Annotated in this window: 18 protein-coding genes; 5 read left to right on the top strand and 13 right to left on the bottom strand. The window is 67.3% G+C overall.

From position 1 onward, the window contains the following. Positions 1-32: 32 nt before the first annotated feature. The 5 genes from FAZ97_RS13725 (at position 33) to flgL (ending at position 6,721) form a co-directional block, all read left to right on the top strand. Positions 33-1,193, top strand: a complete 1,161-nt coding sequence (locus tag FAZ97_RS13725; protein ID WP_158759170.1) for a flagellar basal body P-ring protein FlgI — start codon at positions 33-35, stop codon at positions 1,191-1,193. 10 nt (positions 1,194-1,203) lie between these two features. Continuing rightward, on the top strand, positions 1,204-2,196 hold the full coding sequence (gene flgJ / locus FAZ97_RS13720) for a flagellar assembly peptidoglycan hydrolase FlgJ (RefSeq protein ID WP_158758876.1): 993 nt from the start codon (positions 1,204-1,206) through the stop codon (positions 2,194-2,196). 266 nt (positions 2,197-2,462) lie between these two features. After that, positions 2,463-3,224, top strand: coding sequence for a flagellar brake protein (locus FAZ97_RS13715; protein ID WP_158758875.1), 762 nt, complete (start codon positions 2,463-2,465; stop codon positions 3,222-3,224). 219 nt (positions 3,225-3,443) lie between these two features. Then, entirely contained in the window at positions 3,444-5,465 is a 2,022-nt protein-coding gene (gene flgK, locus FAZ97_RS13710) for a flagellar hook-associated protein FlgK (RefSeq protein ID WP_158758874.1), read from the top strand. Positions 5,466-5,476: 11 nt separating this feature from the next. Next, positions 5,477-6,721: a flagellar hook-associated protein FlgL gene (gene flgL, locus FAZ97_RS13705; protein WP_158758873.1), complete on the top strand. Its 1,245-nt coding sequence runs from the start codon at positions 5,477-5,479 to the stop codon at positions 6,719-6,721. Between the two features lie 97 nt (positions 6,722-6,818). On the opposite strand, the gene fliR is transcribed toward flgL, so the two are convergent. From fliR to fliF, 13 genes are all read right to left on the bottom strand, one after another. Continuing rightward, positions 6,819-7,610, bottom strand: coding sequence for a flagellar biosynthetic protein FliR (gene fliR, locus FAZ97_RS13700; protein ID WP_158758872.1), 792 nt, complete (start codon positions 7,608-7,610; stop codon positions 6,819-6,821). Positions 7,611-7,630: 20 nt separating this feature from the next. After that, entirely contained in the window at positions 7,631-7,900 is a 270-nt protein-coding gene (gene fliQ, locus FAZ97_RS13695) for a flagellar biosynthesis protein FliQ (RefSeq protein ID WP_158758871.1), read from the bottom strand. 10 nt (positions 7,901-7,910) lie between these two features. Beyond that, positions 7,911-8,654, bottom strand: coding sequence for a flagellar type III secretion system pore protein FliP (fliP, locus tag FAZ97_RS13690; RefSeq protein ID WP_233271684.1), 744 nt, complete (start codon positions 8,652-8,654; stop codon positions 7,911-7,913). A gap of 102 nt (positions 8,655-8,756) precedes the next feature. Continuing rightward, entirely contained in the window at positions 8,757-9,419 is a 663-nt protein-coding gene (fliO, locus tag FAZ97_RS13685; RefSeq protein ID WP_407671777.1) for a flagellar biosynthetic protein FliO, read from the bottom strand. Next, positions 9,416-9,889, bottom strand: a complete 474-nt coding sequence (gene fliN, locus FAZ97_RS13680) for a flagellar motor switch protein FliN (protein WP_233271592.1) — start codon at positions 9,887-9,889, stop codon at positions 9,416-9,418. Before fliN ends, fliO begins: the two co-directional genes overlap by 4 nt. Then, positions 9,882-10,880: a flagellar motor switch protein FliM gene (gene fliM, locus FAZ97_RS13675; protein WP_158759167.1), complete on the bottom strand. Its 999-nt coding sequence runs from the start codon at positions 10,878-10,880 to the stop codon at positions 9,882-9,884. The genes fliN and fliM overlap by 8 nt, the downstream gene beginning before the upstream one ends. A 46-nt stretch (positions 10,881-10,926) precedes the next feature. Continuing rightward, positions 10,927-11,430 carry a flagellar basal body-associated protein FliL gene (gene fliL / locus FAZ97_RS13670; RefSeq protein ID WP_158758869.1) on the bottom strand — a complete coding sequence of 168 codons (504 nt, stop codon included), beginning with the start codon at positions 11,428-11,430 and terminating at the stop codon, positions 10,927-10,929. 307 nt (positions 11,431-11,737) lie between these two features. Continuing rightward, positions 11,738-13,291: a flagellar hook-length control protein FliK gene (locus FAZ97_RS13665; protein WP_158758868.1), complete on the bottom strand. Its 1,554-nt coding sequence runs from the start codon at positions 13,289-13,291 to the stop codon at positions 11,738-11,740. 21 nt (positions 13,292-13,312) lie between these two features. After that, on the bottom strand, positions 13,313-13,765 hold the full coding sequence (gene fliJ, locus FAZ97_RS13660) for a flagellar export protein FliJ (protein WP_158758867.1): 453 nt from the start codon (positions 13,763-13,765) through the stop codon (positions 13,313-13,315). Further along, complete coding sequence (fliI, locus tag FAZ97_RS13655) at positions 13,762-15,468, bottom strand: flagellar protein export ATPase FliI (RefSeq protein WP_158758866.1); 1,707 nt, start codon at positions 15,466-15,468, stop codon at positions 13,762-13,764. Before fliI ends, fliJ begins: the two co-directional genes overlap by 4 nt. Beyond that, complete coding sequence (fliH, locus tag FAZ97_RS13650; protein WP_158758865.1) at positions 15,462-16,139, bottom strand: flagellar assembly protein FliH; 678 nt, start codon at positions 16,137-16,139, stop codon at positions 15,462-15,464. The genes fliI and fliH overlap by 7 nt, the downstream gene beginning before the upstream one ends. Beyond that, entirely contained in the window at positions 16,132-17,127 is a 996-nt protein-coding gene (gene fliG / locus FAZ97_RS13645; protein ID WP_158758864.1) for a flagellar motor switch protein FliG, read from the bottom strand. The genes fliH and fliG overlap by 8 nt, the downstream gene beginning before the upstream one ends. Continuing rightward, positions 17,117-18,925: a flagellar basal-body MS-ring/collar protein FliF gene (gene fliF, locus FAZ97_RS13640; protein ID WP_158758863.1), complete on the bottom strand. Its 1,809-nt coding sequence runs from the start codon at positions 18,923-18,925 to the stop codon at positions 17,117-17,119. The genes fliG and fliF overlap by 11 nt, the downstream gene beginning before the upstream one ends. Between the last annotated feature and the right edge of the window lie 191 nt (positions 18,926-19,116).

Genomic DNA, 19,116 nt, shown 5'->3' with positions numbered 1-19,116 from the left:
AGATCCGCTTCCATCGTTCGCGCCGCTCGCGCATGAAGGACGTGCTCGCCGCCCTGGGCGTGGCGTTCGGTTTCGTCGTGGCTTGCGGTGCGCTCGTCGCCTACGCGACGCCGGCGCGCGCCGAGCGCGTGAAAGACCTCGCGACCTTCCAGGGCGTGCGCGACAACCCGCTCATCGGCTACGGCCTCGTGGTGGGTCTCGACGGCACCGGCGACCAGACGACCCAGGCGCCGTTCACCACGCAAACGCTCGCGAACATGCTCGCGAACCTCGGCATCTCGATCAACAACACGTCGAGCTCCTCGGGTTCCTCGTCGACGCTGAACAACATGCAGCTGAAGAACGTGGCCGCGGTCATGGTGACGGCCGTATTGCCGCCGTTCGCGCGGCCGGGCGAGCAGATCGACATCACGGTGTCGTCGCTCGCCAACGCGAAGAGCATTCGCGGCGGCACGCTGTTGCTCACGCCGCTCAAGGGCGCCGACGGCCAGGTCTATGCGCTCGCGCAGGGCAACGTGGCCGTGGGCGGCGCAGGCGCCTCGGCCAACGGCAGCAGGGTGCAGGTGAACCAGCTCGCCGCGGGCCGCATTGCGGGCGGCGCGATCGTCGAGCGCTCGGTGATCTCGCCGGTCTCGCAGCAGGGCGGCCTCCTCACGCTGACCGTCAACGACATGGACTACGACACGACGCAGCGCATCGTCTCGGCCGTCAACAACATGTTTGGCCCGGGCACGGCCTCGCCGCTCGACGGCCGCACGATCCAGGTGCGCGGGCCGGCCGATCCGGCGTCGCAGGTGGGTTTCATCGCGCAGATCCAGGACCTCAACGTGAACCCGGCCACGCCGGCCGCGAAGGTGATCCTGAACGCGCGCACCGGCTCGATCGTCATGAACCAGATGGTCACGCTCGAGAGCTGCGCGGTCGCGCACGGCAATCTCTCGGTCGTCGTGAACACGCAGACGGCGGTGAGCCAGCCCGGCGCGTTCTCCAACGGCCAGACGGTGGCGACGCGCCAGTCGCAGATCCAGTTGAAGCAGGACAACGGATCGCTCAAGCTCGTCACGGCGGGCGCGAATCTCGCCGAGGTCGTGAAGGCGCTCAACGCGCTGGGCGCGACGCCGGCGGACCTGATGTCGATCCTGCAGGCGATGAAGGCAGCAGGCGCACTGCGCGCCGACCTCGAGATCATCTAAGGGGTGTAACTTGGATAATACGAACAACATCGGCGGCGGCAGCCTCGACCTCACCAACCGCTTTGCGCTCGACGTGCAGGGCTTCGACTCGATGCGCGCCGCGGCGAACGCCTCGCCCCAGCAGGGCGCGAAGATGGCCGCGAAGCAGTTCGACGCGGTCTTCACGCAGATGATGCTCAAGAGCATGCGTGACGCGACGCCCGACGACAGCCCGCTCGAATCCAACGACAGCAAGCAGTTCACCTCGATGCTCGACCAGCAGCTCGCGCAGCAGATGTCGAACAAGGGCATTGGCGTGGCGAACGCGATGCTCAAGCAGCTCATGCGCAGCATGGGCGGCGCGGCCGGTGCCGATGGCGCAGGCGGCGCGGGCGGCATGGCCGGTGCGATCTCCGGGCTGTCGGGCAAGGACGCGAACGAGGGCAACCTCGCCATGCTCAACGCGCTCGGGCGCGCCTACGGCAACGCGGCGGCCAACGGCGCGCTCGCCAACGGCGCGGGCTACAGCGGCAACAGCGCGCTCACGCCGCCCGTTAAGGGCAACGGCGACGCCTCGGTGGACGCGTTCGTCGACAAGCTCGCCAACGCCGCGCAGCAGGCCAGCTCGACCACGGGCATCCCCGCGCGCTTCATTCTCGGCCAGGCCGCGCTCGAATCGGGCTGGGGCAAGCGCGAGATCAAGAACGCCGACGGTTCGACGAGCCACAACGTGTTCGGCATCAAGGCGAGCAAGGACTGGGCCGGCAAGACCGTCTCGACGGTCACGACCGAATACGTGAACGGCCAGCCGCATCGCGTGGTGGAGAAGTTCCGCGCCTACGACTCGTACGAAGACGCGATGACCGACTACGCGACGCTCCTCAAGAGCAATCCGCGCTACGCGTCGGTGATCAACGGCTCGAAGAGCGCCGAGGGCTTCGCGCACGGCATGCAGCGCGCGGGCTACGCCACCGACCCGCACTACGCGAAAAAGCTGCTGACCATCATGCAGCGGATGGCCTGACGCGCGAGTCGAAGGCGGGCAGCGCGGTTGCCGTCAGTTAGGCAGGCGCAAACGTTGCCTCGGCGCAGTTGCCGGAAGAAACTGCGCACGTGTGTTTCATGCAGGGAAAAGGCGCACATTTTTTAAGCCAAATCCCTAAATTTTTCGTAATGTCTGCCGCTAATGCAGGCGAGATGGAAAAGCAATCGGGCGGGGAGACCGCCCGAACGGCGCGCGCGGAAAGGTCCGCAGGCGCGCTGGCACGTTCACGAATTTCCGGCAGGCCCATGAATACCGTTCAGTCGAATCCACAGGAAGCAGGCGAGGGCGCGGAAGGCTCCCACGATTTTGGGCGCCGCAATCCGCTCGAGATCGGCGTCCAGCTACGCAATCTCGTCAATCGCGGTGATTTCCTGACCCTGCAGTATCGCGGCGGACAGCTCGTCACGCGCATTCTGGCCGTCAACGGACGCGAGCGCACCTTCGTGTTCGACTGGGGCGCGCTGCCCGAGCAGAACGCGGGCGTGCTCGCCGCGCCCGAGTCCCACTTCCATGCTTCGCCCGATGGCGTGCGCGTGGAGTTCAAGACGGCCACGCCGCGGCGCACGGAGTTCGAAGGGCGCCCCGCGTTCGAAGCCGACTTCCCCGAAGTCCTGTTCTACGTGCAGCGGCGCGAGTACTTCCGCGTCGACACGCCCGTGCTCGAGCCGTGCATCTGCCGCGGCGACCTGCCGAGCGGCGGCCCGCGCTTCGCCTACGAGGTGCATGACCTTTCGCTGGGCGGCCTCGGGCTGCGTACGACCGACGAGCGCGTCGCGGATCTCGCCATGGGCCTCGTGCTGCCCGACGTCGAGCTCGACCTGCGCGCGCACGGCAAGCTGCGCGTGGATCTCGGGCTCGTCGTGCTGCGCTTCATCGACCTGCCCAACGGCGATCGCCGCTATCACATGGGCTTTCGCTTCGACGCGCTGCCCGGCTCCGCCGAGAACACGCTGCAGCGCTACATCACGCAGCTCGAGATGAAGCGCCGGGCGCTCGCTCGCGCCTGATCGGCACGGCATCATCCGCATGATCCGCATCGTTTGGCCGGCGCGACCCGGGTTGCGCCGGTTCGCTGCGCCACGGGGCCGGTGCGCACCGACCCATGCGCACACGCGCGCTAACGTTTTCGCACGCATCAGGCGCTCAATTTTCGCAGTGCGCTGCCGTTATCCCGTGAGTACATCACGCGGTTTGCCAGGGGGGCGGACCGCTTTCGAGGATTACGCATGTCCAACATTTTCTCGATCGGTCTGAGCGGCCTGCAGGCGGCGCAGATTGGCATCTCGACCACCGGCGAGAACATCAGCAACTCGACGACCGCGGGCTACACCGTCGAGAAGCCGGTGTACCAGGAATCGACGGGGCAGTACACATCGAGCGGCTATATTGGCAGCGGTGTCACGACCGCGACCGTGCAGCGCGCCTACAGCCAGTACCTCACGACGGCGCTCAACAACGCGCAGTCGACCGGCAGCGCGTACTCGGCTTCGTATACCCTTGCCACGCAGCTCTCGAATCTCGTAGGCAGCCCGACCTCGGGTATCGCGACCGCGATCACGAACTTCTTCTCGGGCCTGCAGAACGTCTCGAATTCGCCTTCGGATACCGCGGCGCGCCAGACCGTGCTCTCCGACGCGCAAACGCTGGCCACCCAGATCAACGCCGCGAGCTCGCAGTACGACGCCATGCGCCAGAGCGTGAACACGCAGCTCACGAGCGCCGTCTCGCAAATCAACAGCTACACGCAGCAGATCGCGAACCTCAACGCGCAGATCACGTCCGCGAGCGCAGGCGGCCAGCAGCCGAACCAGCTGCTCGATCAGCGCGATCAAGCCGTTGCGAATCTTTCGCAGCTGGTCGGCGTGCAGGTCGTCCAGAGCAACGGCAGCTACAGCGTGTTCCTCGGCAACGGCCAGCCGCTCGTGGTGAGCAGCAATAGCTACAACCTCACGACGCAGCCTTCGAGCACGAATCCCCAGGAACTCACGGTGGCGTGGCAGGGGCTGAACGGCGCGAGCGCAGCGGCGCAAGGCACGCCGCAGGTGCTCACGTCGGCCGCGCTGCAAGGCGGCACCGTGGGCGGCCTGCTTTCGTTCGTCTCGACCACGCTCGATCCGGCTGAGTCGCAACTGGGCGCGATCGTCACGAGCTTCGCCGCGCAGGTGAATTCGCAGAACGCACTCGGCCTCAATCTCTCCGGCAAGGCGGGCGGCAATCTGTTCACGGTGGGCAACCCGCTCGTCACGGCCAGCTCGACGAACCCCGACACGCAGACCACGGTCAGCGCGACGCTCACGAACAGCACGCAGCCGCTCACCGACAACTACAAGCTGAGCTACGACGGCACGAACTGGAACCTCACCGACACGGCGACGAACACGGTGGTCGACACGCAGCCGAACGGCACCGCGCCGATCACGATCGGCGGCTTCTCGATCACCCCTTCGGGCACGGTCAGCGCAGGCGACTCGTTCATGATCCAGCCGACGGCCGGCGCGCTCGCGAGTTTCTCGGTTGCGACCAGCGACCCCGCGGCCATCGCGGCGGCCACGCCCGTCGTCGTTTCGGCGGCCACGACGAACGCAGGCACGGCCAACGTCACGCAAGGCGCGGTGGGCACGGGCTATTCGACGACGAATCTGCCGGTCACGCTCTCGTACAACTCGACCTCGGGCACGCTGACGGGCCTTCCGAACGGTACGATCGTGTCGATTACGGCAGGCGGCACGACGAGCTCCGTGACGATCAACAGCGCCGGTACGCCGCCCGTGACCGGTGTGCCATACGATCCGACCACGGGGGCGACGTACACCATCACGAATCTCACGGATTCGACCGGCGCCAACGGCACCGCGACCAACATCAGCTTCACGATGTCGGGGACGCCCTCGAACAACGATTCGTTCACGGTGGCGGGCAACGCGAGCGGCACGCAGGACGGCCGCAACGCGCTCGCGATTGCGAACCTCACGTCGAGCACGGCGTTCAGCGGATCGACCACGCTGACCACGGCGTATGCGAACTACGTCAACACGATCGGCAACGCCGCGAGCCAGCTGCAGGCGTCGAACACGTCGCAGACGTCGCTCATCACGCAGCTCACTTCGCAGCAACAGTCGGTGCAGGGCGTGAACCTCGACGAGGAAGCCGCGAACCTGCTGCAGTACCAACAGCTCTATCAGGCCAACAGCAAGGTGATCCAGACGGCGGCGTCGCTGTTCCAGACCCTGATCGGCATTTTCCAGTGAGGCGCTAATCCATGCGTATCGCGACATCCCAGATTTTTGCCTCCAGCGTGTCGACGATGGAGAACCAGCAGTCCCAGCTCCTCCAGGTCCAGCAGCAGATTTCGACTGGCGTGGCCATTTCGAACCCGGCCGACAATCCGCTCGGCGCCGCGCAGGCCGTAACGCTTTCCGCCACGAGCGCGACGCTCACGCAGTACACGGCGAACCAGACCACGGCGCTGACCGCGCTGCAGCTCGAGGACACGACGCTCACGAGCGTGCAGAACACGATGCAGAGCATCCATTCGCTCATCATCGAAGCGCAGAACGGCTCGCTCACCGACCAGGCGCGCCAGGCGATCGCCCAGCAGATGCAGGGCGACCGCAACCAGCTGCTCACGCTCGCCAACACCACGGACGGCGCGGGCAACTACATCTTCTCAGGCTTCCAGAGCACCTCGCAGGTGTTCTCGAACAAGTCGGGCGGCGGCGTGACCTACAACGGCGACTCGGGCCAGCGCGTGATGCAGGTGGCCGGCACGCGCAATATCGCCGTGGGCGACACGGGCGCGGCGGTGTTCCAGAGCGTGCAGGCCGTGGGTTCGGCCAATGTCGCCTCGGGCAAATCCACGAACACGGGTACGGGCGTGATCAGCGGCGTGACGGTGACGGATCCGACGCAGGCGACCAACAACGACAACTACTCGATCAACTTCCAGACCGACCTGACGTCCGGTGCGCTCACCTACACGGTGACCGACAACAGCGCCAACCCGGCAACGACGACGGCTGCGGCCAATTACACCGAAGGCGATGCGATATCGCTCGGCACGGGCATGAGCGTGACGATGTCGGGTACGCCCGCCGCGGGTGACTCGTTCTCGGTCACGCCCGCCACGGCGTCGCAGAACACGGACGTGTTCGCGAGCATCGACAGCATCATCGCCGCGTTGAACACGCCCACGAGCGGCTCCCAGGCTGCTGTCGCGAACCTCAACAACGCGCTGAACACCGGCCTCTCGCAGATCGGCAACTCGCTTTCGAACGTGATCACGGTGCAGGCTTCGGTGGGCGGCCGCGAGCAGGAAGTGAAGGCGCTGCAAACGGTCACGTCGACCAACTCGCTGCAGGTCACGTCGAACCTCTCCGACCTCACGAGCACCGACACGGTGGCCGCGATCAGCCAGTTCGAGCAGCTTTCGAACGCGCTCACGGCTTCGCAGAAAAGCTTTGCCGCGACGCAGAACCTCTCGCTGTTCCAGTACATCAATCCTTGAAGCGCGAGGGATAGAACGGTCGAAAAAAAAGCGGACTCCGGTCCGCTTTTTTTGTTGCCTTGCCCGCGTGGGCGAGACTGGCTTCAACCCGGTGGCTTTAACCCGGCGGCTTCAGCCCGGCGGCCACGCGGCCCATCTGGTCGATGCCGCTGTCGAACAGGCGCGCGAAGTAGGGAATCAGGTTGGGCATCATGAGCTGGATGAGCAGCATGCCCACGAGCATCGTGAGCGCGAAGCCGATCTGGAAGATGCCGATCTGCGGCGCCGCGCGGTTGAGAATGCCGAGCGAAAGATTGGTGATGAGCAGCGCGACCACCACCGGCAGCGAAAGCAGCAGACCCGAGGTCAGTATCGTCGCGCCATAGTTGGCCATCAGGTTCCAGCCCGAGGCGCCCAGCACGCTCGCCGTGACCGGCAGCGTCTGGAACGTGGCGACGAGCGCCGCGAGCATCTGCAGATGGCCGTCGAACACGAGGAAGGCGAGCATCGCCATCATATTCAGCCACGACGAGAGCGCCGGGCTGCTGGTGTTGGCCTGCGGGTCGAAGAAGCTTGCGAAGCCGAGGCCCATGCCGAGGCTCATCATGTCGCCCGCCGCGGTCACGACCGCGAACACGAGCTGCATCGTGAAGCCGAGCGCGATGCCGATCAGGAACTGGTTGACGAGGATCCACACGCCCTCGGCGGAAAACACCGTGACCTGCGGCATGGCGCCGAGCGTGGGCGCGACGATCAGCGTGACGAATCCCGCGAGGCCGATCTTCACGCGCGTCGGCACGGAGCGGTTGCCCACCACGGGCGCGATCGCCACGAGCGCCAGAATGCGCGTGAACGGCCAGAGGAACGCCGTGAGCCAGGCGTTGAGCTGCGCGTAGGTGACGGTGAACATCGTGTGCCGCGCCGCCGCGCCTAGCCCGCGAGCTGCGGAATGCTCGTGAAGATGTGGCGCATGTAGTCGAGCATCGTCGTGAGCATCCAGGGGCCGGCGATCACGAGCGTGACCGCAATGGCGATCAGCTTGGGGATGAACGCGAGCGTGGATTCGTTGATCTGCGTGGCCGCCTGGAAAAGGCTCACCACGAGACCCACGACGAGCGCCACGAGCAACAGCGGCGCGGCAAGCAGGAGCGCCACGTACATCGCCTCGTGAGAGAGCGTCATGACCATTTCGGGCGTCATGTCAGGGTCCTCAGGTGAAGCTCTGCGCGAGCGAGCCAATCAGCAGTTGCCAGCCGTCCACCAGCACGAACAGCATGAGTTTGAACGGCAGCGAAATGGTCGCGGGCGAGACCATCATCATACCCATCGACATCAGCACGCTCGCCACCACCAGGTCGATGATGAGAAACGGAATGAACACCGTGAAGCCGATCTGGAAGCCCGTCTTCAGCTCGCTCGTGACAAACGAGGGCACGAGCAGCGTGAGCGGCACGTCCTCGGGGCCCTGCATGGGCGCCGCGTGCGAGATGCGCGCGAAGAGCGCGAGGTCGGACTCGCGGGTCTGGCGCAGCATGAAGGTCTTGAACGGCGCGACGCCGCGCGTCACGGCGTCGTCCATCGAAATCGTGCCGGCCGCGAACGGCTTGTAGCCGTCGTTGTAGGCCTTGTCGAGCACGGGCGACATCACGAACAGCGTGAGAAAGAGCGCGAGGCCCACGAGCACCTGGTTGGGCGGCGTGGTCGTCGTGCCGAGCGCCTGGCGCAACAGCGAGAGCACGATGATGATGCGCGTGAAGCTCGTCATCATCAGCACCATCGCCGGCAGGAACGACAGCATCGTGAGCAGCAGCATCGTCTGCACGCTCAGCGAGTAGGTCGTGCCGCCGTTCGGGCCCGGGCTCGTGTTGAAGGCGGGCAGGCCTTGCGCGCCGCCCACGCTTTGGGCATGCGCGAGGTGCGGCAGCGCGAGGGCGACGGCGCCCGCGCCGAGCATCAGCGCGAACGGGAGCGCCGTTCTGGCGATCTTTGCGAGGGTAGCCGCGCGTGCGTGGGCGTCGTTGCCCGCGCCCGGCGCATGAAGGGAACTGCCGTGCATTTACTGCGCTCCGCCGTCGTGACGCATGAAACGCGCGTGGATGCGTTTATTCGCCTCGCTTTTCAGCGCGTCACGAAAGCGCTGTGCGAAGTTGCCCGAGAGGGCGGGGGCGTTGGGGGCAGCCGCCGCGACGCCTGCAGGCAGTTCGCCCGCCGGCAGCGTATGAAGCAGGCGCACGTTGCCGGGTGCGGCGCCCAGCACGAGCCAGGTGTCGCCGATCTCGACCACGGCCACGCGTTCCTTTCCGCCGAGCGATGCGCCGCCCACGGTCTTCACGAGCGCGTTCTTCGGGCCGCCTTGCAGGCCGAGACGCCGGGCGAGCCACGCGCAGCCGAACACCACGCCAATCACGAGCGCGAGACCCAGCACCGTCTGCAGGACGGCGCCGAAACCGAGCGAGGGGACCGCGCTGCCTGCGATCACGGCGGAGGCGCCTGAAGCCCCCGCGGCACCCGCAGCCGCGCGCGTGGCTTCGTTGACCGCCTGAAGGTCGGCGGCCCGCGCGCTCATGACCGCGAAAACCGCGGCGCCGGCGAGCGAGAGGTGCACGGCGAGGCGCCACGAGAAGCGCAGCACCTGCGCGCCGCGCGACTTGCCCGCGCGTCGTGCGTTGGCGCCGGACGCTACGCGCGTCCCGGCGCCGGGAACAGCTTGGGGTTTCATCGGTTCAGCTTCCGGATCCGCTCGGACGGCGTGATGATGTCGGTGAGACGAATGCCGAACTTGTCGTTCACGACCACCACTTCGCCCTGGGCGATCAGACAGCCGTTCACGAGCACGTCCATCGGTTCGCCGGCCATGCCGTCGAGTTCCACGACCGAGCCCTGCGCGAGTTGCAGCAGGTTGCGAATGGCGATCTTGGTGCGGCCCAGCTCCACCGTCATCTGGACGGGAATGTCCAGAATCATGTCGATGTCGTTGGCCGTCTTGGTCGAATCGACCTTCGAGAGCGGCTGGAACACGGCCGCGGGCTGCGCGGCGGGCACGTCGTTGCTGTTCTGCTCGGCAAGCGCGCTCGCCCAGTCGTCCAGCGAGGCCTCGCCGCCTGCCTCCTGCGCCGCGGCTTCCGCAAAGCCCGGGTCGAGCACCGGCTCGTCTGCGCTCGTGCCGCTCGTGCCGTTTACGTCACTCATATCCACCTTCCTTCATCGTGTCGGCTGCGCTGATCATCTTCTGGACCCGCAACGCGTATTGACCATTGAAAATTCCGTAGCCGCACTCCATCACGGGCACGCCGTCCACCTTGGCGGTGATGTGCTCCGCGACGTTCATGGGCAGCACGTCGCCCTTCTTCATGTTCAGGATCTGCTCGAACGTCACGGGCACCTGTGCGAGGTCGGCCGTGAGTTCGACTTCGGCGGCCTGCACCTGCTGCGAGAGCACGCGCACCCAGCGGCGGTCCACGTCGAGCACTTCGCCTTGCAGCGGCGAGGCGAGCACGTCGCGGATCGGCTCGATCATCGAGTAGGGCATGCAGATATGCAGCGTGCCGCCCGTCGGACCGAATTCGATCGAGAACTGCGTGACGATCACGATCTCGTTGGGCGTGGCAACGTTTGCGAACTGCGTGTGCATTTCGGAGCGCACGTATTCGAACTGCAGCGGCCGCACGCTTTTCCACGCGGTCGTGTAGTGCTCGAACACGAGATTGAGCAGCTTGCCGATGATGCGCTGTTCGGTTTGCGTGAAGTCGCGGCCTTCCACACGCGTGTGAAAGCGCCCGTCGCCGCCGAACAGGTTGTCCACGACGAAGAACACGAGGTTCGGGTCGAACACGAACAGCGACGTGCCGCGCAGCGGTTTCACGTGCACGAGGTTCAGGTTCGTCGGGATCGGCAGGTTGCGGGTGAACTCGCTGTACTTCTGCACGCGCACCGGACCCACCGAGATTTCGGCGGTGCGGCGCATGAAATTGAAGATGCCGACGCGCAACAGGCGCGCAAAGCGCTCGTTGATGATTTCGAGGCCGGGCATCCGGCCGCGAACGATACGTTCCTGCGTCGCGATGTTGTAGGGACGTACGCCCTGCTTCTCGGAGCCGCTCGAATCGGAATCGACTTCGCCGGTGACGCCTTTGAGGAGGGCATCGACCTCCTCCTGGGACATGAACTCGTCGTGACCCATCGTCATGATGACTGGCCCTCCATCGCGGGAATCATTTCAGTCACGCTCACTGGACGACGAATTCGGTGAACAGCACGTCGTCGACGTGCATCGGCTTTTCGTTCGCGGCCGAAGGCTGCGAGATCAGCACGGCGAGCTCGGTGGCGAGCGCGCGCTTGCCGTCGAGCGGCGCGAGGTCGGACGGATGCTTGTTCGAGAGCGCGAGCAACAGGCGGCTGCGGATCTCGGGCATGCGGGCGACGAGTGCGTCCTGGGTGGCCTGGCTGTCGAGCTTGAGCGTGAGGCCAATGCGCAGGTAGTGCGATTCGCCGTCGTCGGTCTGCAGGTTGACGGTCATCGGCTCGAGCGCGTAGTAGACGGCCGTGACCGGGGGCGCTGCGGCGGGCGTGGCCGGCGTGCTCGGCGCGTGGCGCGACATGAAGAACCACGTCGCGCCGCCCGCCGCCGCGGCGGCGAGGATCGCAATGAGCGCGATGAGGAGAATGCGCTTCATCGGTCCGGGTTTCGCGCTTTGGGGCGCGGCTTGCTGGGATGCGGTGGTGGTCGCCATGTCGAAAAGTCAGCCTGGGATGCTTGCAAGGGTCCGGGGCGCCGACCTGTTGGTCAGTCCGGGCATGCTGCATTGTTCCGGCTTTTGCCTTTCAGCGATGGGAGGAATAGACGGGGGAATTCCGGCTATCTCGTGGTTTTGTTGCGCGCCGCGGCATACCAGGCGCGTAATGCGAGCGTGGGCCAGACGTAAGCAGCCGCGTGCGCGGCTGCGTTGCCTTGGGGGGGCGGGAAGTGGCCCGCCGGGAAGGTCCGGCCGGGAAAGTCCGGCCGGATAGTTCAGTCGAGCGGAAAGTCCAGGAAGCGCGTCAGGCGAACGTATCGATCAGGCCCACGGAGCGCTGCGTGACGCCCGCGCTCGCGCTGCTCGCATCGTCCACGGCGTCCGACGCGCTCAGCGTGCTGCCCGAGCCCGAACCGGAACCGCCGGAGCGGCCCGAACCGCTGCCGTCCTGCTGCGCCTGCTGGTTCATCTGCCGCGAGAAGCCGTCGCTCACGCTCGCGCTGCCAAGGCCGATGCCGTTTTGCTCCATGGCCTCGCGCAGCTTCGGCAGGGCCGCCTCGACGGCCTCGCGCACCTGCTGGTGCTGCGAGACGAAAAGCGCGTGCGCGTGGCTTTCCGTGACCTGCAGGACGACCTGGAGCGGCCCGAGATCCTTCGGATTGAGCGTGAGTTCCGCCGACTGCTGGTGCGCATTCGAGAGGAACACCACCTTCTGGCTGAGCGCGTCTTCCCAATCGTTCGTGCCGACCTGCGGGGCGATCGACGCGGAGGCGGCAGCCGCGGCCGCCGGATTCGCGGTGGCGCTGGCCGCCTGAGCCGCCTGGGCCTGCGCGGCCGTCGCCGCGGCGAGCGCTGCGGCCTGGGTGGCGGCGAGCGCATCGGTCGTGGCGGTGTTCGCCGTCACGTCGGTCTGCGTGGCGGCGCCTGCCTGCTGCTGCGCCGCTGCCGTGAGCGCGTCGGTTGCGGCCTTCGCGGCGTCGGTCGCCGCCGTCGTGGCGCCCTTGGTGGCGTCGGCGCTCGCGCCGCTGCTCGCTGCCGTGCCGAACGCCTTGCTTTGGGCGTTCGCACTCAAGTGCGAGGCGAAGCTGCTGGCGATGCCGGAGCCCGAGCCCGTGCTGGCCGTGGTGGTGCTGTTGGCCGCCGCGCCCGCCGTGTTCACCGCGCGCGTGGCGAGCGCGCCCGCGCCGCCGCGCAGCTGCGAGAGAGCGGCTTGCAGGGCGTCGTGCACCGACTTCGGGCTGGCGCTAACGGCGCTGCCCGTGTCAGTGCCGTCGCCTGCCGCGCCGGCGGCGGCCGTGGCGGCCGCAGCAGCGGCGGCGGACGCGACGCCTGCGAGCGTGCTGTCGCTGCTCGCCTGGCTGCCTGTCTGGCTGCCGTCGGCGTTCGGGTCGGTGCTCGGGTCGTTCTGGGCCTGCTGAGCCTGCAAGGCTTGCTGTGCCTGAGCCGCGGCGGCTTGCGCGCCTGCGTCAGCGGCCTGCTTTTGCTGCGCGCGCGCGGCGGCGCGGCGATCGGCGCTCGAGGTGGACTGCGAGCCCTGGCTCGAGTTCGAGCTTGATGTCTGCGAAGCGCTGTTGCTGCTGTTGCTGCTGCTTTGCGAGGCGTTGCTGCTCGACGCGTTCGAGTTCGACTGCGCGGCGGCATTCGACTGCGCGCTTTGCGCCGCCTGGGCATTCTGGCTGGCCTGCGCGCTTTGCGCGTTCATCTGCTGTTGCAGCGTCTGCGCGAAACCCTGGCTGGCGGCGTCCGCCTGGCTGATGGCGTTCGACGCCGAATTCGACGCGGCGTTCGATGCGGAATTGCCCGTCACCGCGTCGGCGGCGGCGCCGAACATCGAGGAGAGGGAAGAGAGGAGCGACATACTGGCGGCCTCGAAAACGTGTTACGGATGTTGCGACGTGCGCGTACGCAGCACGCGGGCGGCGTGCTCGTCGGCGTCGCGCTGTTCGCGGCGGGCTTCCTTGCGGGCCTGCACGTCGTCGTGACGGGTTTGCAGGACCTCGTACGAGCCGAGCTTCTGTTTGCTGCGCTGCCATTCGGGCTTGGCGGCCTCCACGCGCTCGGTGGCCTGCTCGAGCAGGCGCCGCTGCTGTTCGATCGCCGCGTCGAGCGTGTCGATGAACGCCTGGAAGTTGCGCACGTTGCCCGCGGCCATGCCGCTGCGCGCCGATTCGGTGAAACGCGCGTGATACTCGTCGCGGTAGGTGATGAGCGCTTCCAGCTGCTTTTCGACCTCGCCGCGCTCGCGCTGTACGCGGCCGAGCTTTTGCGTGGCGGCGTCGACGTCGTCCTGCGCGAGGCCGATCAAGGTTTGCAGCGCGGTCTGTTTCGTCATGTCCTGGCTCCGATCAGCTGGCCGAGCATCTCGACGCTCTGATCATAGTTCGCGGTTTCGCGAAAACCCTGCTGAAGAAAGGCCTCGATGCGCGGATACAGCGCGATCGCGCGGTCGAGTACGGCGTCGCGCCCGCTCACGTACGCACCCACGTTGATGAGGTCGCGGTTGCGCTGGTAGCGCGAAAGCATCTGCTTGAGCGCGCGCGTCTGGTTCAGATGCTGGTCGTCGATCAGGGCCGTCATCGCGCGGCTGATCGAGGCCTCGATGTCGATGGCCGGATAGTGCCCCGCTTCGGCAAGCGCACGCGAGAGCACGATGTGGCCGTCGAGAATCGCGCGCGCCGAGTCGGCGATCGGGTCCTGCTGGTCGTCGCCTTCGGTGAGCACGGTGTAGAACGCCGTGATCGAGCCGCCGCCCTCGGGGCCGTTGCCGGTGCGCTCGACGAGCGCCGGCAGCTTCGCGAACACCGAGGGCGGATAGCCCTTGGTCGCGGGCGGCTCGCCAATGGCAAGCGCGATCTCGCGCTGCGCCATCGCGTAGCGCGTGAGCGAGTCCATGAGCAGCAGCACGTGCTTGCCCTGGTCGCGAAAATATTCGGCGAGCGACGTGGTATACGCGGCGGCCTGCATGCGCAGGAGCGGCGAGACATCGGCAGGCGCGGCCACGACGACCGAGCGCGCAAGGCCGTCCTCGCCCAGGATCTGCTCGATGAATTCCTTCACTTCGCGGCCCCGCTCGCCGATCAGGCCGATCACGATGACTTCCGCGCTGGTCGCGCGCGCCATCGTGCCGAGCAGCACCGACTTACCCACGCCCGAGCCCGCGAACAGGCCCATGCGCTGGCCGCGCCCGACCGTGAGCAGCGAGTTGATCGCGCGCACGCCCACGTCGAGCACCTTGTGGATCGGCTCGCGGTTCAGCGGATTGATGACGGGCGCGGTGAGCGGCGCGTCGGCTTCGGTGTTCAGGGGACCGAGGCCGTCGAGCGGGCGGCCCGAGGCGTCGACCACGCGGCCGAGCATGCCCCAGCCCACCGGCAGGCGCTTCGCGCCCGCCTTCGGGTCGGCGATCGGCGCGGTTTCCAGCGGCCAGACGCGCGCGCCGGGCAGCAGGCCCGCGACTTCGGTCGTCGGCATCAGAAAGAGTTTGTCGCCGCCGAAGCCGACCACTTCCGCCTCGGCCATCGGCAGCGAGCTGCCCGGCGGCAGTTCGATCATGACCTCAGCGCCCACGGCGAGGCGCAGCCCCACCGCTTCGAGCACGAGGCCCGCCGCGCGCGTGAGACGCCCGCAGCCGCGCAGCGGCAGGGCGAGCGCGTTGCGCTCGCGCACGCCGCGCAGTTGCGCGTTCCATGTAGTGAGGAACGGGTTGGCCGGGTCGTAGTTCGCGGGCGGCACGTAGGGTGCGGGTGGCGCTTTGGTCTCGACCTCGACCGGCTTCGCGGCCGCGCCGTGATCCGTCAGTCCTGGCGGCGCTTCGAGGCTGTCCGCGGCCAGCGCGGCGTCGATCGCGTCGATGGCGCCAAGCTCCCGCGCCTTGCGCGTGCTCGGGATGTCGAGGTCGCCGACGAGCAGTGCGCCAAGCTGCGCGGGGTCGCTCGCGAGCGGGCCGAACGACGCGAGCGCGAGTTCCTGCTCGAGCGGCGTGAGGCCGCCGGTGTGGATGGCCTGATGGCTCGGCGGTTGCGGGTGATTCACCATGGCCGCGCCTTGCCGAGCGCCGCCGTCACGCGCTCCCAGCGCGTGCGGATGCTGGCGTCGGTTTCGCCGGTCGCGGCCTGTGCGCGGCAGCCGCCGCGCTCGATCGTCGGGTCGGTGCGCACGCTCCAGCCGCGCGTTTGCAGGTCGTCCAGCAGGTAGGCTTCGACAATCGGCAGATCGGCGGGGCTCACCACCAGCTGCGGGGAGCCTGCGAGCTGCGGCTCCGCCACGAGCACTTCGCGCGCGACGGCGACGAGCGCCGTCGGGTCGTGCTGAACGTGCTGGCGCACGACCTGCTGTGCGATGTCGAGCGCCAGCTCGACGAGCGTCTCGGCCACGCCGGCCTGCGCCGTTTCGAGCGCATCGCTAAAGCGGCTCGCGAGCGCGGCGAGTTGCGCCGCTTGCGCGCGCGCCTCGGCCTGACCCTGCTCGAAGCCCTGCTGACGCCCCTGCTCGTGCCCGGCCTGATAGCCGAGCGCCTGGCCCGCCACGTGGCCCGAGCGCAGCCCTTCCTGGTGCGCCGCGTCGCGCAGCGCGTGGAGTTGCGCTTCGAACGCGGCCGTTTCGTCGGGCGTGGGCGGCGGCGGCGGGGGCGGCGGCGGGTCGAACGAGGCCATCTCCCAGCGCTGGTACGCTGAGCGAAGGCTGTTCGCGGAGCTGCTGTCAGACATAAGCGTCTTCTGCCTTGCCGCCTAGAACGATCTGGCCGCTCTCGGCGAGGTTGCGCACGATCTGCAGGATGCGGCGCTGCTGCGCCTCGACTTCCGAGACGCGCACCGGACCGCGCGCGTCGAGGTCTTCGGCGAGCAGTTCGGCCGCACGCTGCGACATGTTCGAGAGGAACTTGGTGCGCAGCGCGGGCGGCGCACCCTTGAGCGAAATGATGAGCGACTCGGACTCGACTTCCTTGAGCAGCAGCTGGATCGCGCGGTCTTCGAGGTCGAGCAGGTTCTCGAACACGAACATCTGATCGATGATCTTCTGCGCGAGTTCCGCATCGTACTGGCGGACGTTCTCGATCACCCCTTCTTCGTGCTGGCTCGTCATGAAGTTGAGGATTTCGGCCGCCGTGCGGATGCCGCCCATCGGGCTGCGCTTGAGGTTGTCGCTGCCCGAGAGCAGGTTCGTGAGCACGTCGTCGAGCTCGCGCAGCGCCTGCGGCTGGATGCCGTCGAGCGTCGCGATACGCAGCAGCACGTCGTTGCGCAGGCGCTCGGTGAAGCACGAAGCGATTTCCGACGCCTGGTCGCGGTCGAGGTGCACGAGGATCGTCGCGATGATCTGCGGGTGCTCGTTCTTGATGAGTTCGGCCACCGACCCCGAATCCATCCACTTGAGGCCTTCAATGCCGCTCGTGTCGCCGCCTTGCAGGATGCGGTCGATGATCGCGCCGGCCTTGTCCTCGCCCAGCGCCTTGTTGAGCACGTTGCGGATGTAGTCGTTCGAGTCGAGCGAGAAGGCGGTGTGCTGCTCGGCTTCCTTGACGAAGTCCTGCAGCACGATCTCGATCTCTTCGCGCTTGACGTTCTTGAGCGACGCCATCGCGGCGCCGATCTTCTGCACTTCGCGCGGACCGAGGAACTTGAAGACCTCCGAGGCCTCCTGTTCGCCGATCGACATGAGCAGCAGCGCGCTCTTGGTTGCGCCTTCAGCGTTCATCGTTCACCCAGCTCTTCACGACGGTTGCGACAATCTTCGGATCCTGGCGCGCGATGTTGCGCGCGTATTCCAGGTTGCGTTCGAACTTGTTCTTTTCGTTTTCGAAGGCGAGCAGGGCGGCTTCGCTGTCGGCGTTGTCTTCGCCTTCCGCGGCCGCGCCGCCAATGCGCACGGCTTCGGGGATCCCGTCGAGCAGCAGCGGCTCGCCGTCGCCCATACCGGGCAGCGCGGGCGCAACCGGCTCGGGCGGCGGGAACGCGCGGCGCAGCGCCGGCTTCACCATCACGAAATAGAGGAACAGAGCCACCGCGCCAATGCCGAGCCACGTTGCAATCTGCTTGGCGAGCGCGATGATGTCCGGCTGACGCCACCACGGCAGGTTCGCGTTGGGGTCGATGTCGGTCTGGAACGCGGCGTTCACGACGTTCACCGAGTCGCCGCGCTTGGCGTCGTAGCCCATCGCGTCCTTCACGAGCTGCTCGACCTGCGCGAGCTTCTGCGCGTCGAGCGGCTGCATGGTGGCGTGGCCCTTGGCGTCCACCTTCGGCTGATAGTTCACGATCACCGCCACCGACAGGCGCTTCACGTCGCCCGGCGCCTGCTGATAGTGGCGCACGGTCTTGTCGAGCTCGTAGTTCGTGGTGGTGTCGCGATGATCCGAAACCGGCACCGGCGCCGACGCGCCGTTCGCACCCGCCGGCGCGCTGATGGGCGCCGAGGCCGGCTGCGGCGGCTGGTTCGTGAGCGCGCCGGGCACGCCGCCCGCGCCGCTTTGCTGCATTTCCGTCGAAATGTTCTGCTGCTGGCTGCGGATGGCGGCGGCTTGCGGATTGGCGTTCGGACCGTAGGCTTCGGAGGTCTGCTCGAGCTTCGAGAAGTCGAGGTCGGCGCTCACCTGCGAGCGCGCGTTGCCGGCGCCGAACAGGGGCGCAAGGATCGCGTCGATGCGCGACTGGGTGTCGTGCTCGACCTGGCGCACGTACTTGAGCTGCGAGGCGTCGAGGCCCACGCCCGTGGCGCTCTGGGTGAGGAGGTTGCCGTCCTGGTCCACTACCGTCACGTTGCGCACCGGCAGGTCCGGCACGGCCGAAGCCACCATGTGCGTGATCGCGGCGACCTGGCCGTCGTCGAGAATGCGGCCCGGATACAGGTTCACGAGCACCGAGGCCGAGGGCGCTTCGCGCTCGCGCACGAACACGGAAGGCTTCGGAATGGCCAGATGCACGCGCGCCGACTTCACGCTCGCGATCGACTGGATCGTTTGCTCGAGCTCGCCTTCGAGTGCGCGCTGGTAGTTGACCTGCTCGGCGAACTGGCTGATGCCGAACTTCTGGTTGTCCATCAGCTCGAAGCCGACCGAGCCGTTCTTGGGCAGGCCCTGGGAGGCGAGGCGCAGGCGCATTTCGTTGACCTGCTCGGCGGGCACGAGAATGGCGCCGCCGGCGTCCGAGAACTTGTAGGGAACGTTTGCGGCCTGGAGCGCAGTAATAATCGCGCCGCCGTCGCGGTCCGACAGGTTGCTGTACAGCACCTTGTAGTCGGGCGCGCGCGACCACAGCACGAGGCCCGCGACCACGGCCACGAGCACCGCCACGGCAAAAATGAGCGGCGCGCGCGGGTTGCCGCGCACGTTGCGCAACGACGAGAGCGAACCGAGGCGTTGCGCGAAGCCGCCGCCGAGGTCTTCCGCGCCGCCCAGGCCTGCGCCCGCGCCGCTGCCTGGCGCGGCGCCCGCGCCAGAGGTGGCGAGGCCCATGCGGGCGTCGGGGTTGATCAAAGAATTGGCAGTCGAATCCATGCGACGGGTATCTCCGGAGGCTTCCAGGTCTCGCCTTGCATGGCGGAGACTTTCACGAGACGCATTATCCGGGGCCGCTGGCAAGCCGATTGCGCGAATAGAGCCGGGTTTTCCCCCTAGTTTCGGGGCTGCCGATTCGGAGCCGCTGCTATGCTCTCCTCCAGATTCGGCGCCCTGTCCGTGCGCCGTGC

Source organism: Paraburkholderia acidiphila, from assembly GCF_009789655.1.
Classification (GTDB): Bacteria; Pseudomonadota; Gammaproteobacteria; order Burkholderiales; family Burkholderiaceae; genus Paraburkholderia; species Paraburkholderia acidiphila.
This window is presented reverse-complemented; position numbering and strand designations above follow the sequence as displayed.